The following is a 21140-nucleotide window of genomic DNA, read 5'->3' as shown; positions in this document are numbered from 1 at the left end:
GGGCAGATAAATTTTCATTTATCTACCCTATTTTTTTTATATTCTAACAAAAGATTGAAAGTTTCCAAATGTACTTTAAGTCTTGGTACTCTAGTCTTTATTGACGAAAAAAAGTAGTCAAGCTTACGATGTGATACTCAGATTTATTTAAAACAACGAATAGACTAGCCGGAAGGAGCCAGAAAATTAGATTGCTGTGAAGGTGGCGTTGGCGCTTCAGCGCCTACACCACGGGACGAGTTTTGAAATTCGCGTGCTTTGCGAAGTTCAAAATCGAGATTGGAGACCGTACTTTGGCTCCAATCGGTCCCCACAGCAATCTAGTTTTGTGGCTCCTGGAGGCGGCCCACTACCATTTTCACAGTATATTTATCTTTCAACCTTTAGATTCGTTAATCTTATTTAATTTATCGCATTCGATTATTAGCTGATTTGTTTCCTTAGCAGGGTCCAGTTTCATCGAATATTTTCTTCCATACTCAATCATCGTATGATGCGCTTGGTGTAATTCCTCTGGAGGCATTACGCTGACAATCTTCTTTTCAACTTGCAATGGATTCGCTTTTTGATCAACAAAGTGGAGTCGTTTAGAAATAGCTGAGACATGTGTATCGACTGCAAAAGTTGGTTGATTGAATACATCACTTAAAACTACATTGGCAGTTTTTCTACCAGCACCGGGCAAGGCCATAATCCCCTGTCTAGTTTCGGGCACAATATCATTTAACTCCTCATGAACCACACGAGCCGTTTTAATGATGTTTTTAGCTTTGTTATGGAATAGGCCAACGCTCTTAATAATTTGCTCCACGTCGGAAATATCAGCATCCATGAGATCTTCGGGACGTGGATACTTTTCAAACAGGATCGGTGTAACTTTATTGACTGAAACATCAGTTGCTTGAGCGCTCAAAATTACTGACACTAAATATTGAAATGGTGTTCTTGAATCTAATGAAGGACCTACTGGTCCAATATCTTCTTCCATCTGGCGAATGGCCCAGACTATTTGATCATCTTTTAACATTAATATCCCAACTTCTTTCGACGTTCTTGTAATTGTTCTGCTGACTTAATATTACTCTTTTCCCAACTAATGAGAATGCGATCCATATACTTTAATGAATATGCTTGATTCAAAACAGCCTCTCGAAGTGATAAATCAATCAAATCAATGCTGTAATGGTCGTCATCGATCCATTGATGGATTTGTTCCTGCTCAATTGGCGAAATGGGTCGGCCAAATTCAACTTCGATTTTTTTAAATAATTCTTCCGTATCTGACATTAATTTGTCTTGATGATTAGAATTTTGTTTTTGTTCCAAGAGATTTTTAATGCGGTGAAATATTGGGGTTAATGAATAAATATCTCGCTGCTGGTGGTGATCAATGACCGTCTTTAATTCGATAATCCCCAATTTGATCATTCCTTGGATAATCGCGTAAATACTAGTTTCATCAAGGCCCGTATCAGCAGCTAAGTCTTTGGCCATTGGAAAAGTATTTCCTTGCTGTGCGTACATTGTGAGCGCCAAATAGACAACTAGATCCTTTTCCGTCATACCCAAATTATGATAATTTTTCAAAATCAAGTTATTGATGTTAGTGCTACCACTTTCCACAAAACTATTAAATAATTCATCATTCATATTAATTACTCCAGTGAATAAAAAAAGCCCGAGAAAACAAATAATCTCGACTTTTTTAAATTTTGATTGTCATCCTACGTTGTGAGAGCTTCCACATGGCATGAGTTTCACGACATGTGGAAGCTCTCACAACGGCTGACTTTATTAGTTAAATATTGTTAATAATCTGAAGGCTCTTACCTGTTCGAAAATCAATCAAGTTATAGCCAATACTGCCATTCTTCTTCTGAAATGCAACTTCCCAAGTTGGTTTGTTTTTATACAAGCCAAGATTGATGTGCAAAATCTTTTTGGCATTATATTTAGCGGCAACGGTATCAATGACTGTTTGACGAACTGGAGCGTCATTTTTGTTAAAAATATCAGTTTTACCGCTTTTAGCATTAATAATGATATAGCGGTATTTCTCCCCTTTTGTCAAACCACCAACTGAATAATATTGTTTATCACGAGTATAGTTACCAAAATAATCTGGTTGAACGATACCCGCTTTTTCTTTGGCAATATCATTAGCTTGTGACTTGGCACTTGAATATGGAGCAAACGATAAATTCAAATAAGTTAACGCTGAAACCACTGCTAATGCAATCAAAGATATGGTCAATAAGACTTTTGTACTTCTGCTCATAATACGTCCTTTTTAGTTAACAAAAATAATATAATGCAATTCAACTAAAGATTGAAAATTAAATATGTTGTGTCGTCCGCCTCCAGGAACCAGAAAATTTGGTTGCTGTGGGGACCGACGAAAGCCAAGGTCTTTCGTCTCGATTTTGAACTTCACCAGGAACGCGAATTTCAAAAATCGTCCCGTGGTGTAAGGGATAAATCCCTAACGCCACCTTCATGGCAACCCAATTTTCTGGTTCCTTCCGGCTAATTTATTCTGTACTTTGAATAAGTCGTAAGTAAATATTGTAGCTTTGACTATTTTAGTGTCAATAACGACTATAACGCCATTAAATCATACTGGTAATTTTTCAACCTTTAGTTGGTACTACACGTTAGTATAGCAATCTTTTAATCTAATTCAAAAACTCATTTATATCTTTTTTAATTAAATCCATATCTTCATTGATTACTGGTAATCCCTTTGGTAGTGAATCAAGAATCGTTTTACCGTAACTCTTAGTTAAAATTCTGTTATCCAGCAGTAAAATAACTCCACGATCGGTTGGTGTTCTAATCAAACGACCTAGACCTTGGCGTAATTGCAAGATGGCATTTGGTAAGGAATCAACTTTGAAAACATTCATGTCTTGTTGTTTCAAAATGTCTTGTTTAATTTTGACATCAGGCTGTTCAGGGGATTCAAATGGGATTCTCGTCACAATTAAAATTTCCAAAACCTTCTTAGGGAAATCGACCCCTTCCCAGAATGAATTAGCTCCTAATAAAACTGAGCGACGACCGATAGCAAATCGTTTCTTGATTTTTTCGTTCGAACCCGTAACGCCTTGTGCCAAGATTTCCCATTTTTCTTTGACATCTGTTCCCATTAATCGTTCGTAAACTTTACTTAAAGTATTTAAAGAATTAAATAAGATCATCGTTTGGTGGTCCAAATTATCCAAAATATCAACGATATAATTTGTAACCATGTCAAAGTATTCTTCACTCGAAAGTGTCTGAATATCAGGCAGATTAGCTGGTAAATAAATCTTACTATTCTTGGAAATACTGTTGGTGTCAGGCAAGATAACCATTTGGTTGATTTGATTCTGATTGAGTTGCGTATCCAAAATGAAATGTGAAAAATCTTTTTGAATCGTAATTGCGGCCCCAATAGCAAAGATTTGACTAAATTGGTCGGTCGTCGCTTCAATCAATCCACGAATATCATACTGACGCCAACTGATTTTCAAAGTTTTAGGATCATAGTAATTTCTCATATCAAGTTGGATTCCAAACTTATCGTCAGAACTTTGTAAAGCCTGTAACAGTTCATCTAAGTTCTTCAATACGGTTTCTAATTTACTATTTTCAATCGTTAGGTTAGAAATCACTTTAGATAATTCAACTGAGATGAAATTCTTTTGAAAATTATATTGATCAAACAGTGTTTCTACTCGATTTGAAATCAATGACAATTCAACAATTAGATCGGATAACAATTCAATTAAGGCCTTATTATCTTTTCCGAATTCATTGCTACTATCCAAAATCGAAATAAAATTCTCCCGATCTTTGAAACGAACTTTATTGCGGATATAATTTCCAAAAATATTATATTCCAAGCGTTCCATCAGTTCATCGACAGCTTCAAAATGGGTCTCCATACTTTGAAGGTCTTGATAATTCCACAACTGAGTTGTTACTTCAGTAAACGCATAACGCAAAGTCACTCGGTTTTGATAAAGAATGTCACTGATCTTCTTGATGTATTCATTCAACTGTAAGAAATCTATTGTTGGAGAACTAGCATCCCGTAAGCTACCCGCAAAGTGATTAGCTTCATCAATAACCAAATAAGAATTACCACCCCAAAATGGGCTATCTAAATGACGAGCTAAGAAAGATTGGTTGGTAACCAAGATTTTCGATTCCAAATAACGATTCTGCTGATAGAGCCAAAAATCATCATTACTAAAAATCGTATTTTCCTTAGGCTCACCGCGATGACGGATAATACTAAACAATGGACTATTATAATTAGTCAAATGTAGCTCACTTAAATCACCAGTGGTCGTCATTGTTAGCCACACAATAATTTTCATTTTCAAAATTGCCGTATGACTATGGAGGCGATAATTATCTAAGGCCTCATAAAAACGGTCTAAGTCGATAAAATTATAACTACTTTTAACAATTTCAGCGTGATAATTATTATGTGTCACTTGATTCAATAAGGGAATCGACTGTTCCAAAATTTGTTGCTGCAAGACTTTAGTTGTCGTCGCAATAACTAATTTTTGGTCACTGTTGACCAGATATGACAGTGGTAATAAGTAACCCAAAGTCTTACCTGCCCCAGTTGGTGCTTCAATCAAATTCCACTTTTTAACTTTATCTCGATGTTGACTAGTTTTGTAAATATTATCCATCAATTTTGATTGATTGACTCGATAATCCAAGACCCCATCAAGTAAGTTTTTCTTAGCCTCACGTGTTAGCGGATATTTAGTCGTATGATCAATTTGTTCACTGACGTGATAATCCTTTTTTCGCAAAACTAAGCCATTTTTTTCGAACAAATAAGCTGGTAGCACTTCACTTCGCGCCATTTGTTCACGTTCTTCTAAAGTTGTTTTAAAGACTAAATTCGTCTCCCGAATGGTATTTTTACCAAATTTGGTCAGCATGCGCAAAGTTTCTAGTGGTAACTGCTGAATCCGTTTTAAAATAATTAAAAATAATTCGGCGGTTACATGGGCATCACTATTAGCACTGTGCGGATTCTTATGAACAATGCTTAAATAATGCGTTAAATCTTGCAATTTATAACTGCTGATCGTTGGGAAGAGAATTTGCGATAATTCAACAGTATCGATAGCTTTGACATTCAGTTGATTCATTCCGATACGTTTAAGTTCACGATTTAAAAAGGTCAAATCAAAATTCACGTTATGTGCAATAAAAACTCGATTTTTTAAAAGTTTAAAAATATCAGGTGCAACTTCTTCAAATGTTGGTGAATCCTTAACATCATCATCACTCAAACCAGTTAAAGCAGTGATTCTACCAGGAATCGGAACTTTAGGATTGATTTTTTGATCATAAATATGTGTAATTTCACCATCTTCGATAAGGGCACAGCCGAATTGAATTATACGCCCGTTGTCATGCCAATTGGAATTGGTTGTCTCTAAATCAACAACAGCGTAAGAATTTTTCAAATCATTCACCTCTCATCTTCAGAATCCTTGAGATTAACAGCTTCGTTAGTCTTCAAGAAGTAAAGATATTTACCCTCCACGGGTTGATTTTTAATAGCAGAAATTGCTTCTGCATATAAATTGACTTGTCCGGAATACTTCGAAATTAAATCGTTATGATTTTGGGCTGTCACTCGATCAGTCTTATAATCAAAAATTACTATTCCGCTATCCAATTCAATCACACCATCAATAATACCATGAACTAATATTTTATCGTTAGTGGAATAGTCTTTGACGTCGGTTTTAAACAATTTTTCAGCAGGCATCAAAATTGAACATGGAAATTCGCGACTAACATGCTCGTGATTTTTAACAATCAATTGTCCCAACTTACTTTGATAAAAATCGGCTAAACTTTGACAGTTGATTTCTTGAGCTAATTCAGAAGTTAATAGTTTTTGATTAACCAAATCTTGTACTAACTCTTCAAAGTCAGCCAATGTTGGAGTTGTTTCAATATTAATTTTTTGAAGGACTAAGTGAGTGGCACTACCCACTTCAGCACTTGTTACCTTCTTTTTTTTCGTCAAAAACTGTGGCTTAGCAAATGAACCTAGATTATAACGTGATTTATCTTCAAATAAGTCTTCAGCCATGTTGTCATCATCAGGATCTGCAAATAAACCTTTGATTTCAGAAACTGACTGGTAGGCTGTGGTCTCAACAGCTTCTTGGTGTGGATACTGAAAATCCAAAATTCCAGCGACCGAATCCTTAAATGTCTGATTAATGTCTTCAGCATTTGTTTCCGGAATAATAATTTTGGGAGCTTCTTTTGCTACTTCTGAAACTGGAATTAAACGAAAGCGTAGTTTGATATCAGGATTATAGAACTCACGTGCATCAACCCCATTCAAAGTGCTCATACCAACTAAGTTTTGGAAATTACCCGCACCTAAACGTGCTGAGGCATTTATTAATTGATTTGTGGATGTCTTATCGAAGTCTTGATATAGCTTTGTTTCATCTTTAGTAAATCCAAACATGATCAGTTTTTGTTTGGCCCGAGTTAAAGCAACGTACAATAAACGCATTTCCTCGGAAACAGTGGAGATTTTCTTTTGGTTGCTAATGATACCACGCTGCATTGTCCGATATTGTAATCGAGTATCGTTATCGGCAATCGTAATCCCAATTCCCTTTTGGGCGTCAAAAACCGTATTAGAATTTACATCCCGTAAATTGAAATTCTTTCCCATATCCAAATAAATTACGATTGGAAATTCTAGCCCTTTAGAACCGTGGACTGTCATTACTTTAACTGTATCGTCGTTGGCTTCAATACTATTTGGTTGAGCCAAGTCTTTATTGAGGTCTTGCATCCGTTGGATAAAGCCGATGAATTGATGTAGCCCTTTAAAATTATTTTCTTCATAGGCGTTGGCGCGTTGATATAGTGCATGCAAATTGGCGGCTCGTTGTTTACCACCAGGCATTCCAGAAACATATTCCAATAAACCAGTTTCTTGATAAATTTTCCAGATTAATCGGGCAATACTATTCTTGTTGGCAAAATCACGATAATTTTCTAATTGAAGTAAGAAAGATTTGAGCTTGTTCTGAATATGCTCATCAGCTTCTTGATTGAGATACTTTTGAACTGCTGTGTAATACATATTTCGTTTATCAACTAGACGAATTTCCGCTAATTCTTCTTCATTTAAGCCGACAATTGGTGAACGTAAAACAGCAACTAGCGGGATATCTTGATAAGGATTGTCAACGATATTTAGCATGGCCATCATAATTTGTAATTCTGTGGTTTGGAAATAGTTTTGTGCATCGGTTACCATAACCGGAATATTAACTTTGGAAAAATAAGAAACAATATCCGTATTGTTATCACGTGTTCGCGCCAAAATAGCAATATCAGAATATTTCAAAGGTCGAATTTTTTCGGCGTCAGTTTCTTTATCCATTTTGCTGTCATAAATTTCAAAGCCACTGTCGATCAAATCTTGAATCCGTTTGGCTGCAGCTCCAATCAATGTTTTACGCTTGTTAATTTCTGCTTGATCACTCAGTTCATTTTCACCGTCCACAGTATTGACTGTATCCCCGGCTTTTTTAGGAGCTAAGTAAATATCAAATTCATTCACCGTATCAACCGTATCTGGGAAATTTGTTCCCGTGACTAATTTAGCCTTATCGTCATAATCGATATCACCAATTTGTTTATCAAAAATTCGTGTAAAGATTTGATTAACAAAGTCGTCAACTGCTTTGGATGAACGGAAATTTTTCGATAATTGAACTAATTCAGCATCATTGTCAGATTTTTGAAAACGGTCATATTTCTCAGTAAACAACCGTGGAGCAGCCTGGCGAAAACCATAAATTGATTGTTTGATATCACCAACCATGAAACGATGATTATTATCACTCGATAATAGATCTACAATCCGATCCTGCATTTCGTTAACATCTTGATATTCATCAATCATTAACTCATGGAAACGATTTTGATAATATTCTTGAGCAATCTTGCGATTATCAACTGCACCGGTCAAAATCGCAACTGCCTTGTGTTCCAAATCACTAAAGTCAAGGACGTGATTATTTGCCTTCAGATCAGCAAATTTTTTCATAAAACGACGTTCAACTTCAACTAATTTAGTAACTAGCTTGGCAGCAAGACGCAATGATTGATTGATCTCAGCTTCAGAACGCAAGAAATATGCTTCAACTAATTTATCTTGGCGAGTCTTAAACTCCTTGCCCATTCCTGCAGCAGCTTCCATAAAGCTAGTATCTTTGCCCTCTTTATCGGCAGCACGAACGGTGATTTTCTTTGCGTCAGTTTTAAAGTTGACGATTCTTTGACGTAATTCCTCAAATGATAATCCTGGTAAGTCTTCCTCTAGCTGAGCCAATTTTTCTTCGCGCTCATCAAAAACTGGAGCATAGGTACTAGCTAATTCGTCAGTGCTGATATAATCAATTGCTTCCAAATTGTATTGACGTAAATCATCGATACTTTGCTTAATTTGCGGGATAATTTCTTGCTTATAAAAATCCGTTTCAACAAAGCTATTTTCAAATTGATATGGTTTAACCAAATTGTCGAGCCATTGCTCAGTATCACGATTAGTAATCGCAAAATTGTACGTTTGAAAGACAATATCTTTCAGACCATCATCGGATCGATCATTCGTAAAGTTATTCGTTAATTCGATAAAGTCATTATCAGCTTTACTGTAATAATCATCTCGAATCAAATCATAAGCTTGTTCCTGAATAATCAACCTTTCCGTATCATCGCTCAACAAACGAAAGTTAGGATCTAAATCAATCACATAATAAAACTTTTTGATTACGCTCAAACAAAAAGCATGAATCGTACTGATATTAGCCATCGGCACGTGAAAAATTTGTTTTTGTAAATGACGTTTCATTTCCGCATCGGTCGTTTGATTAACGGCTTTTTTTAAGGATGTCAACAATCGTTCTTTCATTTCTTGTGCTGCGGCATCGGTAAAAGTTACCACTAATAAGTTTTCGATGTCTTCTGGTTGGTGAGTCTCATCCCCCTTTAGTTCTCGAAGGATTCGCTCAATTAAAATAGTCGTTTTCCCAGAACCGGCTGCGGCAGAAACCAAAATATCGTGCCCGCGGTTTTCAATTGCTTTTATTTGGTCGTCAGTCCATTTAGGCATCGTCTTCCACCTCCAAAATTTCAGCGATCTTGTCTAAAACATCTTCCTTATTGTAATTAATAATATCGTGATATTCATTTTCCGGTAACATGGCATCAAATTCAAAAATTGGTCGGTAATCACTGTATTGTAGGGCTGTCTTATTAGCATAACGATAAGGATTCAAGTTCAATTTACCTGAATAAATCTTTTCGCCAGCATTTTTGATTAAATGACGGTTGTAGTTAAGAATTCTAAAGAGATCATCGTCCGTAATGACATCCTTCTTACTAAAGCTAACGACTGGGGATTTGGAAGAACGCTTATCTTGTTTGGTTCGAGCTTCCAAATCAAAGTTATTCAACAGATCCTCATCATTTAATAAAATACCTTGTAATTTAAATTTGTTTAAAATTTGTTGCTGCAATGGCGTTCCTGATTTGGTCAGCTTGATGAATGGGTTCACGATATGTTCGTATAAAGCTCCACCAATTTTGATATCTTTGTTACCCGTCTGGAAACGATCCAAATTTTCGCTAACACTTTGAATGTAAGTAGGCATTTGCATTGTTAAGCCATCGAGAAATTGAGCATAATCAAATTTTCGATCACTCGATTTATAATCAATAATTGTCAAATATGATTTGTCGTCTAAATCCATCTCATCAATGCGATCGATCTTTCCCCGAACGTAGATCTTGTGGCCATCAGCCAATTGGTAAGTCATATATGGCAAATCTTCTTCATTGTTCAAACGACCAAAAGTTACTTCAGAACGTTTGGGAACAAACTTATTACGCTTGTACTGTAATTTCATATTTTTGACTAATTGCACTAATGTACTTTGAAGCTTGTCAGAAATGTAGAGCATCCGATCAGACGATTTGAAAATCTTATTTTCTGGTAGTTCAGCTTGCTCAGTAAATAAGTCACCCACTAAGGCACTGATCTCACTATCATCGAAATCAACGAGCTTTTTGCCCGTCTTGTTCAAGTATTTAACTAAACCATCTAAGACAGCGTGAAAAATTGATCCAGTTTGTGCAGGTGTAATTTCAAACAATTGCCTTGGATAGAGTCGCAAACCATATTTTAAGAAATATTCATACTCGTTCATGTAGAACGTCTCTAATTGTGAAATGGAGACTTGAATTTTATCACCATACAAGGCGTTAACTGTTTCAGGAGTTAAAGCAACTGGCTTGTTTTGATATTCTAGCGAACTCAAGGCAAAGTCAGCTTGTTTTGGTTCCCGATTAAGCAATTGATTTTTTACAAATGTCCATGCCTTAGGAATATCGACGCGTTTATCTAAAGCTGCACGTGAGACCCGAATCAAATAGTTTAACGTCGAAGCTTTGGATCCAACGTATTCCAGGACGTGATTATAATCAGCTTCGTTGATTTCTGGATTAGCTAGTTTATCTTCAATCGTTAAATTGAAATGTTGTTGAATTCGTTTTACATAACTCGACAATTCTTGTTTTTTGCTGTCCTCTGAAAGATTAGGATATGTAAAAATCAACCGAATCGAACTAGTTGTGAAAGTAATGTCGTGTAAAAATGGTTCCGCATTGTTAACGACTTCATCGGAATCCTTGAGAAACTTGCCGTCGGTCAAATTATTGTTCAAAAAGCCTCGCTCATCATCGGTGACCAAATTATTGGAAACTGTTGCTCCAGGCATATTACCAGTGGTACTACCTAAAATAAATGTTACTTTCCGGTTGTCTGGTTGGATCATCCCTAATTCGGAAATGCTTACTGCATCCAATGTAGATGGAATTTGTGAGTAAGTAGCACTCTCAAAGGCGGCGTCTAAGATACTGATAAAGTCTTTAGAATCAAACGTTTGCTCACCAAAAACAGTGACATATTCATCCAAAATTTGGTTGAATAGTCCAACAATTTGTTCTGGTTGATTAGCAAGTGCCAAGTTCTTCTGTTCAGTTGCTTGCTGTTGCCACTTTAATAACACATCAAAGACATTATTTTTAGTTAAGAAGTTGTACAACGAAGTTGCACAATTAGTTGAATCTTTAGGATCATCTAGAAAACGACTTAACTGTTTAAAAATTGTTTTGACAAAATCTTTAATCACATTGATTTGATCAAATTCTTTCAAACGAATCGCATCGGCCTTAGGATCCAGCTTGACGGTCGGACTAAATTTATCACCTAGCCAACCTCGTTTAGTGATTCCATTAGCCAAGGCATAATTTTCGGTTAAATCAACCGCTTGGCGAAAACCATCAATATCATTTTGATAAACTTCTGGAATCAATAATTCCGTCCGCAATACGCCAATAACATCGTATTCTTGCATCCCTTTATCATGAATGGCAAACAAAAGGTCCAACAATCGTTTGAAGGGATGGTTGGCCATCTTCTTTTGCAGATCAATAAAGTATGGGATTTCATTATTTTCCATAAATGATTCAATGAATGAACCATATTCTGAAAGGTTACGTGCGACAATCAAGAAGTCCTTGTATCGATAATCTTGGCGTGCTACTAACCGACGAATATACGAACTAATGGCTGAAACTTCAGTCTGCTTATCAGTGGCTTTCCAAATTTGGACACTATTTTTGTTATCCAAGGAGCTAGCCTTGATTGGCATTGCACTGCTAGATTCAATCCAATAATTTTCTAGCTTAGCCAAATCGTCATTAATTCGCAATTTCTTTGCAAAAACATTCTTAGTAGTAATTTGTTGAATTTTTGCAAAATCTTTTAATTGTTGATACGTATTACGGGGACGATAAAAGAAATCAGCATTATCCGTCACTTCCCGATCAGGCTCTGTTAAAACCAATGACAAGTTCAAGTTATGACTATTAATAATCATTGTTTTAACCAAATTCATTTCCGCCGCTGTAAAGGTTGAAAATCCTTCGATATAAAAATGATAGTGGGATGTATCTAAACGTTGATTTAAAAAGTCTGCCAATGCATTTAACTGAAAATCATTGGTTTGATAGCCCTCGATTTTTTGCAGATAATCGCTATAGATCAAATTCAACTCAGAAATTTTGTCAGCAAAGACATCGGTTTGATTTTGTGCCAAAACTTCACCAATATCGTCTGGCTGCACTTGTCCATTTAAAAATTCATTAAATTGAGCAATCATTTGGTCAATAAAACCGGGTTTATCAATCATGTGTTTAAAAATTTTCAAATCTTTTTTATGCGATTGAACAATTTCTTTCAACAACATTGCTGATTTAGTTTGCGTTAAGGTTTCTAAATTATAATCACTGCTGTCACGCAAGAAATACCAAGCAAGACGTGAAAAAGAAAACGTTTGAACATTATTGGTGGCCACAATTTTTCCGTCACCCTTGTCAAACGATTTGAGGATATTTATTTCGGATTCAAACTTAATATGATTTGGTACAAGAAAGAAAAATTGTCCCTTTGAATCATTTTGAAAGTCATTTTGGAACAATTCCATCATTTTTTGATGATGGTCATATTGGTTTTTACCAAGTACAAAATTTAATGTCATTTTTAATCACCCGCAAAAATTCTATCATAGTTAGTTGTAAGAAAGTGGAAATCAGTGCAATAGATGTATAAAATAAAGACTTAGAGAATATGAGGTGAGCATGTGCTTAAAGGAATAGGTAAAAGTCATGGGAAAACAATTATTATGGGAGAACATGCGGTAGTATACGGCTACCCTGCATTTGCGATTCCCCTTTTAAGTACGCCCGTGATTGTTAAAATTAAACAGAGTCACGACAATAATTTAATTTCAAAGTATTATGCTGGAAAAATCGATCAGATTCCTGATTCGCTGTCAGGCGTTAAATTTTTAATTAATCTGTTAGATCAAGAATTGAATCATGACCACGTCAAATACAGTATTAGTATCGACAGTGGTCTGCCTATCGAACGTGGTATGGGTTCTTCAGCTGCGATTGCCTGTGCTATTACAAGAGCTTTCTTTGATTGTTTTGATAAAGAGCTTGATCATCAGACATTATTAGATTACGTCAATAAATCGGAAACTGTTACTCACGGTAAAGCTAGTGGCTTAGATGCGCTGACAGTTAGTTCTGAAGATCCGATTAAATTTGGTAAAGGCGTTGCTCCAGAACGTTTCCATTTCAACTCCGATGGCTTTATTGTCATTGCTGACTCAGGTGTTAAAGGCAAGACTAAGGAAACAGTTGCTGATGTTCGTCAAATGTATGATCAGGACCAAGCCAAAATTGGAGCTTATTTAGAGCAGTTGGGTGATTACGCTACAAAAGCGAGTGAATATTTGACTAAAGGTAATCTTAAGCAATTAGGACTAGTCTTTACTTTGGCCAATGAAATTTTGACTAAACTTAATTTGTCAATTCCCAAAACAGATCAACTAATCGAGGCCGCTAATAATTCTGGTGCCCTCGGTAGCAAAATTACTGGTGGTGGCCGTGGCGGTTGTATCATCTGTTTAGCTAGAAATTTAAATAATGCCCAAATGATTCAAAAAGCTCTGATCAAAGCTGGTGCCGAGCAAACTTGGATTCAGCCATTATCAATTTATGCGGAGGACTCAGACATTGACTAGAACGGCACGTGCCTATACAAATATTGCTTTGATCAAATATTGGGGAAAAAAGGATAAACAATTAAAACTTCCTTACACAAATAGTCTTTCATTAACCTTAGATCGATTTTATACCGATACTAAGGCAACTATTATTGATGCAGACAAAGATATCGTTTATTTAAATAAACAATTACTTGATGAAACTAAAAACAAACGCATCATTAATTATTTACAAACGATTCGTGATTTCTATGGTTTCAGTGATCATTTCCAGATTGATTCAATCAATCACGTTCCAACTTCGGCTGGCTTTGCTTCATCGGCTTCTGGTTTTGCTGCCTTAGCTGCAGCTATTAACGAGACTAAACAACTAGGTTTAACTCGTCAGGAGTTATCCATTTTAGCCCGCAATGGTTCTGGATCTGCTAGTCGTTCGATTTATGGTGGTTTCGTGGAATGGCAAGCTGGTTTTGACAATGCGTCTTCTTTTGCCGTTCCGATAGATGAAAACCCCCAAATTGATTTATCATTACTGTCGGTGGTGATAAACAAGCACAGTAAAAAGGTTTCTTCAACAGTCGGAATGGAAAATAGCGTAAAAACCTCCCCTTTTTATCCAAATTGGGTTACACTGGTGTCTTCAGAGATAAAAGAAATTAAGCAAGCAATTGCTAAAAAAGATCTTCAAAAAATCGGTGAGATTTCCGAGCACAATGCGATGAGTATGCATGCTTTAACGCTTTCAGCCAATCCTTCGTTTACATATTTTGCGCCACAAACAATTAAGATTATGCAATTAATTCAGGAATTACGGCAAAAAGGCATCTTCGCGTATGCTACAATTGATGCCGGTCCAAATGTTAAAATTATATGTACGAAAGAATCCATCACAAAGGTTCAGGAATACATCGAACAACAATTATCAGACGTAACTTGTGTCGTCGCCAATATTGGCCCGGGTATACAATACATCTGATACAAATTGAAAGGTATGATATTTTTGTCTACAGGAAAAGCACCTGGAAAATTATATTTGGCTGGAGAGTATGCTGTTGTTGAAACGGGCTTCCCTGCTGTCCTAACTTCAGTAAATAAGTACGTCACCGTGACGATCAATAAGTCACAAAATGGCGGTACGATCCAATCAAAAAATTTAAATAAAGAGTTGATCCACTGGAATCGTCAAGGAACAGAATTAGTCTTTGATGATTCAGAAAGTCAGTTGCAATACATTTTGGCAGCAATTAGTTTCGTTGAGAAATATGCACTCGAAAGAAATGTCAAACTATGCTATTACGATTTACTGGTGACAAGTGAACTTGACTCAGAAGATGGGAAAAAATATGGTTTAGGCTCTTCGGCGGCTGTCACAGTTGCTGTCGTTAAGACCTTAGGAGATTTTTATCATTTAGGTTTGTCAGCCATGGATATTTATAAAATCTCGGCTATCTCACATTTGTCGGTTCAAGGTAACGGTAGTTTAGGTGATATTGCTGCCAGTGCTTTTGGCGGTATCGTGGCCTATTATTCACCCGACCGTAACTGGATTTTCAATATGATTCGCAATCACAGTATTACTGAGATCTTGTCACTTGACTGGCCTAAGCTTCAAATAGAGAGTCTGGAGTTACCAGATAATTTAGAGTTAACCGTTGGTTGGACGGGCTCACCTGCTTCAACTTCCATTTTGGTTGATCGAATTGCTTTAACCAAAGCTCAAAAAGTCGAAAAATATCAAAACTTTTTACATGCTAGTCGCCAAAATGTTGAGAGATTGATTGACGGTTTTAAAACCAATAATTCAGAACTTATTAAAGAAATGTTTAGTAAGTATCGTGATCTCTTAGACGACCTAGCTGAATTTAGTGATGTGCACATTGAAACAGAACTCTTAACTAAATTGTGCGATATTGCTGAAAAACTCGGTGGTTCCGCTAAGACTTCTGGTGCCGGTGGTGGCGATTGTGGGATCGTCTTAAGTGACAAACAACTTGACATTGCCGAGCTAAAAAAAGAATGGCGCCAAGTCGGAATTACCCCACTTACTTTAAAAATCGGAGACATAATTGCTCATGCCTAAACAAGATGCACAAATGCAACGTAAAGTTGAACATCTTTTCTTAGCCGAAAAATTTTTCACTGACGAATCATTTGCTGATTTTGATAGCGTTCGTTTGCTACATGATGCATTACCAGAACTTAGAATGAAAGACATTGATCTATCTACTGACTTTCTTGGTAACAAAGTGGCTTTACCCTTTTATTTCAATGCCATTACTGGTGGCTCCAAACCATCAGCTAAATTTAACTCAGAATTAGCTCAACTTGCGCACCATCTAGGAATTCCTGTTTCTAGTGGCTCAATGGGAGTCTATTTGCGTCTCCCAGAAGAAACTAGAGAATCATTTACTACTTTAAGAGAAAATAATCCTGATGGTTTCGTAATTGCTAACGTTTCCGCCAAAGCTAATGCTAAGCAAGCCCAAGTAGCTATTGATCTGTTAAAAGCTGATGCTTTGCAAATTCATATTAATGCTCTTCAAGAACTTGCTATGCCTGAAGGAGATCAAGAATTCTTTTGGCTCGACAATATTAAAGATATTGTGGCTAACGTCTCCGTTCCTGTTATCGTCAAGGAAGTGGGCTTTGGTATCTCACAACAAAATATTGCTCAACTATATCGAATTGGCGTACGTAATATTGATATTTCCGGATTTGGTGGAACTGATTTTGCCCAGATTGAGAGCGCACGTAATCATGAACTTGATTTAACTTACTTAGACCGTTTCTCACTCTCGACAGTGGAATCGCTACTGGAATCGGCCCCCTATCAAAATAAGATGACGATTTTGGCCTCTGGAGGTATTAGAACACCGATGGATGTCATAAAAGCCATTCGTTTAGGTGCTAGTGCTGTCGGGATGTCAGGTCTAGTGCTCCATCACTTACAAAAGTATTCGCTCAGTGAGGCAGAAATTTTCTTTGACGAATTTGTTAAACAATTGAAACTGATTATGGCTGCTATTGGAGCTAGATCAATCAAAGATATCAAAAAAGCCCCCATCGTTTTCGATGAGCGCTTAATCAATTACATGAAGCAACGAAATATTAACTTCTAACGTCTTAACCCTTTGGGATAGACGTTTTTTATTTGTTGATTACTGTAACGACCCCAACTGAATAACTTATCTTGATAAGATAGACCAATCCATTTGTTGTCAAAATCAGGCTTAGTTGCTAAGATTACTGATTCACCATGTAAATATTTTTCATATTGTTCTTGTGATAATTTATAAATAGTTGTTAATTGATCAGGTTTGAGTGCTAATATCCACGCGATATCAGGCTCAAACCTATTTTTTTTGAATTCACCAAGTTTGAGACCATTTCTCAAGATATGCAAGCCCTTAAAACGATTGTCGAGACTAGCTGCTTGATATAAGAAATCACTGATTTTCAACCAATTATTTTCAGTTAAAGCTGTTAGATTTACTTTGGCAAATTTTTGGACTAGTTTGAAATCATCCTTTTTTAGACCATCATTGATCTTACGCTCTTTAGGTTCGATTCTTTCACCATCTTTGACCAACTTACACATAAAGTGTCCTTCACCATTAAATTGATCTGGAAACATTCGTAAAGCCTTGGTTAGTTCAGGATTGTTATTGCCCCATTCAGGTCGACCATCTTCCATACCAGGGTATTTTTTAACATCAGCTAAATGCATATCGGGATATTTATCTAAGAACCAACTAATATTTTGCTCATTTTCTTCTGGTGAAAACGTACATGTTGAGTAAACAAGCGTTCCACCTTGATTCAATAATTTATAAGCTGAGTCTAAAATATGTTGTTGGCGGTTAGCACATTGTTCAACATAGTCTAATGACCAATATTTAACTGACTCAGGATCTTTACGGAACATGCCCTCACCTGAACAAGGCGCATCAACTAAAATTTTATCGAAAAAGTTGTCAAACTTCTTTTCAAAGTCCTTGGGCGAATTATTTGTGACGACGGTATTAGTAATTCCCATTCTTTCAATGTTAGAGGACAAAACTTTAGCCCGCTTAGCATTTATCTCATTACTAACTAAAAGTCCCTGTGAAGCCATTTTTGAAGCAATATACGTCGTTTTACTACCTGGAGCAGCACATAAGTCTAAAATTTTCTCATCAGCTTGTGGATCAACGATCTCCGTCACATACATGGCACTTGGTTCTTGGCTATATACGTAACCTGATAAATGATCGATTGAGTTGCCATCGATATCACCATAATAACCGATGTTGCTGTATTCAATTGGTTTGGCGAGTGAGTATTCTACATTTTGATAATTTGCTTTCAAAGGATTCAAACGAAAAGCTTCCTGACTATCCTCTTCGATAGCTGAAAACAACTTTTCGGCCCGCTCTCCCATTAATTGACGATATTTTTCTTTAAAGTCATTACTTAAATCGACCTTCATTAACTTACTCACTCCGTTTAACAAAAATAATTTGTGACAATCCAACTAGGATCGTGATAATACTCGAGACAATCATAAATAAATTGAAAGTCCCATGACTGATGATAACAATCTTCCAATTAACGACCGCAAATCCGACTATAAATGGAACTAACGTATAAATTAAATAGCGAATCAGCAATCCGTTACGATAGTTGTTCTTTAAATCACCGGTCAAATTAGATCTAGATAAATCAAATTTCAGTGGTACTAAAATGTAAAAATCAATTGCAACAATTAAAAATAGTAACAATACGATTCCTACAAGATAGAGTTCACCATTGTTGGTCGTTTCCGCATTAGTGAAGTCATCTGTTTGTGGAACGTACTTGTGCATTGATTTAACATGTAAAACTTTTTTTATTTTATTAAGACTTTCTTTATTGGAAAGGGCTTGTCCGTCCAAAACAGTTGTCACTTCATTCAGATGATACTTTGACTTTGGTTGATTAGGAGATAATGAAATCAAGGTTTGTGAATTCAAAATATCCGCTCCATCAAACCCAATATTACCAATCACTGAAATATAACGATTATCAATTTTAATATAGGACTGACTTTGGGGCTTATAGGCCTCAATTTCAGAAGTCTTTCCTTGAACTGCAAAAGGAATTTGTGAAGTAAAGTCATCTATTGAAAAGTAACGTCCTGATGTAATCGGTAACTTGTTAACCTTACTGTGGCCGTAAATGTAACCGATATTACTATTACTTTTTTCAAAGAATATCAGCTGATAACTTGCTAGTCGTTTTTTCTGATTTAATTCTTGCACAGCTGTAACCAAATTTTTCTTGGACGTACTGTGCAACACGACTGCTTCTTCACTCATACCCAAACGATTCATTGTATTGTTGTACTTGATAGAATCACTCTTCGAGATGGCAACGCCAGTTAAGAGGATTACCAAAAAGATAGCAATACTAGAAATTATTTTTTTCATAAAAAATTCACCTATCAATTTGTCTTACTGATATTTCATTTTACACTAAACAACAAGTATCTGGGATAAAACTAGTTAAAAACGTGCGGTGCTGGTTAAATATGCCGCCTGCAAGAGTAAGAAATTTTGGTCGCTATGGGGACCGCCGAAAGCCAAGGTCTTTCGGCTCGATTTTGAACCTCGCACAAATCGCGAGTTTCAAAACTCGTCCCGTGGTGTAGGCGCTAAAGCGCCAACACCACCTGCACAGCGACCAAAATTTCTTACTCTTTCCGGCTAATTCACTCATTATTCTTATACAAAATGATATTGAACTTGAAATGCATTAACAATCATTATCCTTATACTCTAGAAAATTAAAGTTTCATAACTTAAAATCTATTTTGATACTTTCGACCTTTAGTTTTTAATTAAACATACAAAAACTGTAAAAAAATCAACTAGCCCACTCATTAAATAGACTTACCATCATTTAACTCAAATGTTTACTTAGTCTAAGACAAAAAGGAGTAAAAATAATGTTCTCTTTAACTTTCAATCTTGGAGGGTTCTCTTTAAACCAATTAAAAATGCAACTCAAACAAAACCATATCGTACTTAATCCTAGTGCAAAAAAGCTACTGACTGATTCGAGACTAACTCTTTCTCCTCAAAAACAATTAATAACTCTGCAAGTTTTACCAGTTGCGGCCTTGCATTTAACAATTCCAGCTACTTTGCCCCACATATTTACGGCTGCCCAGGAACAAGGTTTCAGGCTTTGTTCACTAGAAGCAGCCATTTATTGTCGTCTTTTTTGGAAAGACCAGCCAGTCAGTAACGACAGCGCCATGCATCGGCAAAAAGCCCCAGATTCTTCAGTTACAATTGCTTCACCAATTATTTCTGAAGATGTTGACTGTCCTAAAGGCTTTTACTTGCGCAATGTTAACCATAAACTTTGGCTCCGTGGTTATATTTGTGATAATGAATTTGTTTGGGACCGTACGAATTTATTTACCTTTCAAAAATGACCTAATTATTTGACTAGATAAAGCTGATCTTGAACTAAATCATAATGTGAATATGATTGATTGATTTTGTCTATTCTGGGGTCTTCAACTAATTTAGCGTCTTCCCAAAATTCTTTGCTATCTGTGGCACCATTCTTTTCACCAATCAGTAAGAAATTCACATTTAACTGGCGGATTTTCTGCAGAACTTTATAATCAATATCTTCGCGATCCGGACTCCAAGCGACGATAACGTTATCAACTTGGTTACCATACTTCTCCAGTGCTGAAAGAGCATCTAGGGATTCAATTTCAGTCAATGCTAAATTGCCTGTTTGATTGTATTTAGCCCAACTCAAATCATCAGTGCAGTATGTCTCAACGCCGATATCTCGAAGTCCTTTAGATAGATAGCCATTACCTGCCATCAACTCCAAGAAACTTTGGTTGGGAAAGTTAGCTTTAATGGCTGCTGTAAAATCTTGCGTAATTGTGGCCCAGTAACCAAAGCGTGTTTGAAGATATGTTCTGAATTCTCCTAAATCATGATCGAATTTCTCTAAATGAGCTGACATAGCTTGAAATTCAACCTCATCTAAGTTCACATTGCTTTCCATATATGAAGTAATCTCTTTTTCCGTTAATTGAAATTGTGGAAAATGATATTTAGGCAACTGGTTGTTCGCCAACGCTTGACAAATTCGCTCCATAAACTTGATTCGGGCATTGAAAACCATCCCATTTGGTAATACTGCGGTATCTGCTCTTAATCCATCAATATAATTCATACTTGCCTCCCAGAATAACTACCGATAATTCTTAATATATTCGAGAATTATATTACTAGAATTTGGAATAGACTTAAAGTTATTAATCCCTACAAGCTCTAGGAATCGAACTTTATTAACATTCAATTAAATTTTAATGATGAAAATGTCACAATTATTTCCAATAATAGCGAAAAAGTGTAATATCTTAGTTAGTACATGTAC

The 21140-nt window shown here is 36.1% G+C and carries 14 protein-coding genes; 5 read left to right on the top strand and 9 right to left on the bottom strand.

Annotation, left to right across the window (positions count from 1 at the left end; all coding sequences use genetic code 11):
• Positions 1-376: 376 nt before the first annotated feature.
• The 6 genes from D1B17_RS06550 to D1B17_RS06525 form a co-directional block, all read right to left on the bottom strand.
• On the bottom strand, positions 377-1027 hold the full coding sequence (locus D1B17_RS06550; protein ID WP_120142453.1) for an endonuclease III domain-containing protein: 651 nt from the start codon (positions 1025-1027) through the stop codon (positions 377-379).
• Positions 1027-1650 carry a DnaD domain protein gene (locus D1B17_RS06545; protein ID WP_120142454.1) on the bottom strand — a complete coding sequence of 208 codons (624 nt, stop codon included), beginning with the start codon at positions 1648-1650 and terminating at the stop codon, positions 1027-1029. Before D1B17_RS06545 ends, D1B17_RS06550 begins: the two co-directional genes overlap by 1 nt.
• 148 nt (positions 1651-1798) lie before the next feature.
• Positions 1799-2278, bottom strand: a complete 480-nt coding sequence (locus D1B17_RS06540; RefSeq protein ID WP_120142455.1) for a cell wall elongation regulator TseB-like domain-containing protein — start codon at positions 2276-2278, stop codon at positions 1799-1801.
• A 397-nt stretch (positions 2279-2675) separates the two neighbouring features.
• Entirely contained in the window at positions 2676-5495 is a 2820-nt protein-coding gene (locus D1B17_RS06535) for a helicase C-terminal domain-containing protein (RefSeq protein WP_240704376.1), read from the bottom strand.
• Complete coding sequence (gene addA, locus D1B17_RS06530) at positions 5492-9184, bottom strand: helicase-exonuclease AddAB subunit AddA (RefSeq protein WP_120142457.1); 3693 nt, start codon at positions 9182-9184, stop codon at positions 5492-5494. The genes D1B17_RS06535 and addA overlap by 4 nt, the downstream gene beginning before the upstream one ends.
• Complete coding sequence (locus D1B17_RS06525) at positions 9177-12674, bottom strand: PD-(D/E)XK nuclease family protein (protein WP_120142458.1); 3498 nt, start codon at positions 12672-12674, stop codon at positions 9177-9179. The genes addA and D1B17_RS06525 overlap by 8 nt, the downstream gene beginning before the upstream one ends.
• Before the next feature lie 102 nt (positions 12675-12776).
• On the opposite strand from D1B17_RS06525, the gene mvk reads away from it, so the two are divergent.
• The 4 genes from mvk to fni are packed head-to-tail and all read left to right on the top strand — an operon-like array spanning position 12777 to position 16828.
• Positions 12777-13727 (top strand): mevalonate kinase, encoded by a 951-nt coding sequence (gene mvk, locus D1B17_RS06520; protein WP_120142459.1) that lies wholly within the window; start codon positions 12777-12779, stop codon positions 13725-13727.
• Positions 13720-14685: a diphosphomevalonate decarboxylase gene (gene mvaD, locus D1B17_RS06515; RefSeq protein ID WP_120142460.1), complete on the top strand. Its 966-nt coding sequence runs from the start codon at positions 13720-13722 to the stop codon at positions 14683-14685. Before mvk ends, mvaD begins: the two co-directional genes overlap by 8 nt.
• A 24-nt stretch (positions 14686-14709) precedes the next feature.
• Entirely contained in the window at positions 14710-15789 is a 1080-nt protein-coding gene (locus D1B17_RS06510; RefSeq protein ID WP_166806639.1) for a phosphomevalonate kinase, read from the top strand.
• Positions 15782-16828, top strand: coding sequence for a type 2 isopentenyl-diphosphate Delta-isomerase (gene fni / locus D1B17_RS06505; protein WP_120142462.1), 1047 nt, complete (start codon positions 15782-15784; stop codon positions 16826-16828). Before D1B17_RS06510 ends, fni begins: the two co-directional genes overlap by 8 nt.
• Here fni and D1B17_RS06500 read toward each other — a convergent pair.
• Positions 16825-18177, bottom strand: coding sequence for an RsmB/NOP family class I SAM-dependent RNA methyltransferase (locus tag D1B17_RS06500; RefSeq protein ID WP_120142463.1), 1353 nt, complete (start codon positions 18175-18177; stop codon positions 16825-16827). The two genes, fni and D1B17_RS06500, sit on opposite strands and share 4 nt — an antisense overlap.
• A gap of 4 nt (positions 18178-18181) precedes the next feature.
• A complete protein-coding gene (locus tag D1B17_RS06495; protein WP_120142464.1) occupies positions 18182-19156 on the bottom strand; it encodes a hypothetical protein in 975 nt (324 codons plus the stop codon).
• Between the two features lie 518 nt (positions 19157-19674).
• On the opposite strand from D1B17_RS06495, the gene D1B17_RS12755 reads away from it, so the two are divergent.
• Positions 19675-20169 carry a helicase gene (locus D1B17_RS12755; RefSeq protein ID WP_120142465.1) on the top strand — a complete coding sequence of 165 codons (495 nt, stop codon included), beginning with the start codon at positions 19675-19677 and terminating at the stop codon, positions 20167-20169.
• A gap of 5 nt (positions 20170-20174) precedes the next feature.
• On the opposite strand, the gene D1B17_RS06485 is transcribed toward D1B17_RS12755, so the two are convergent.
• Positions 20175-20936, bottom strand: a complete 762-nt coding sequence (locus D1B17_RS06485) for a hypothetical protein (RefSeq protein WP_120142466.1) — start codon at positions 20934-20936, stop codon at positions 20175-20177.
• Between the last annotated feature and the right edge of the window lie 204 nt (positions 20937-21140).

Source organism: Companilactobacillus zhachilii, assembly GCF_003606365.2.
Lineage (GTDB): Bacteria > Bacillota > Bacilli > Lactobacillales > Lactobacillaceae > Companilactobacillus > Companilactobacillus zhachilii.
This window is presented reverse-complemented; position numbering and strand designations above follow the sequence as displayed.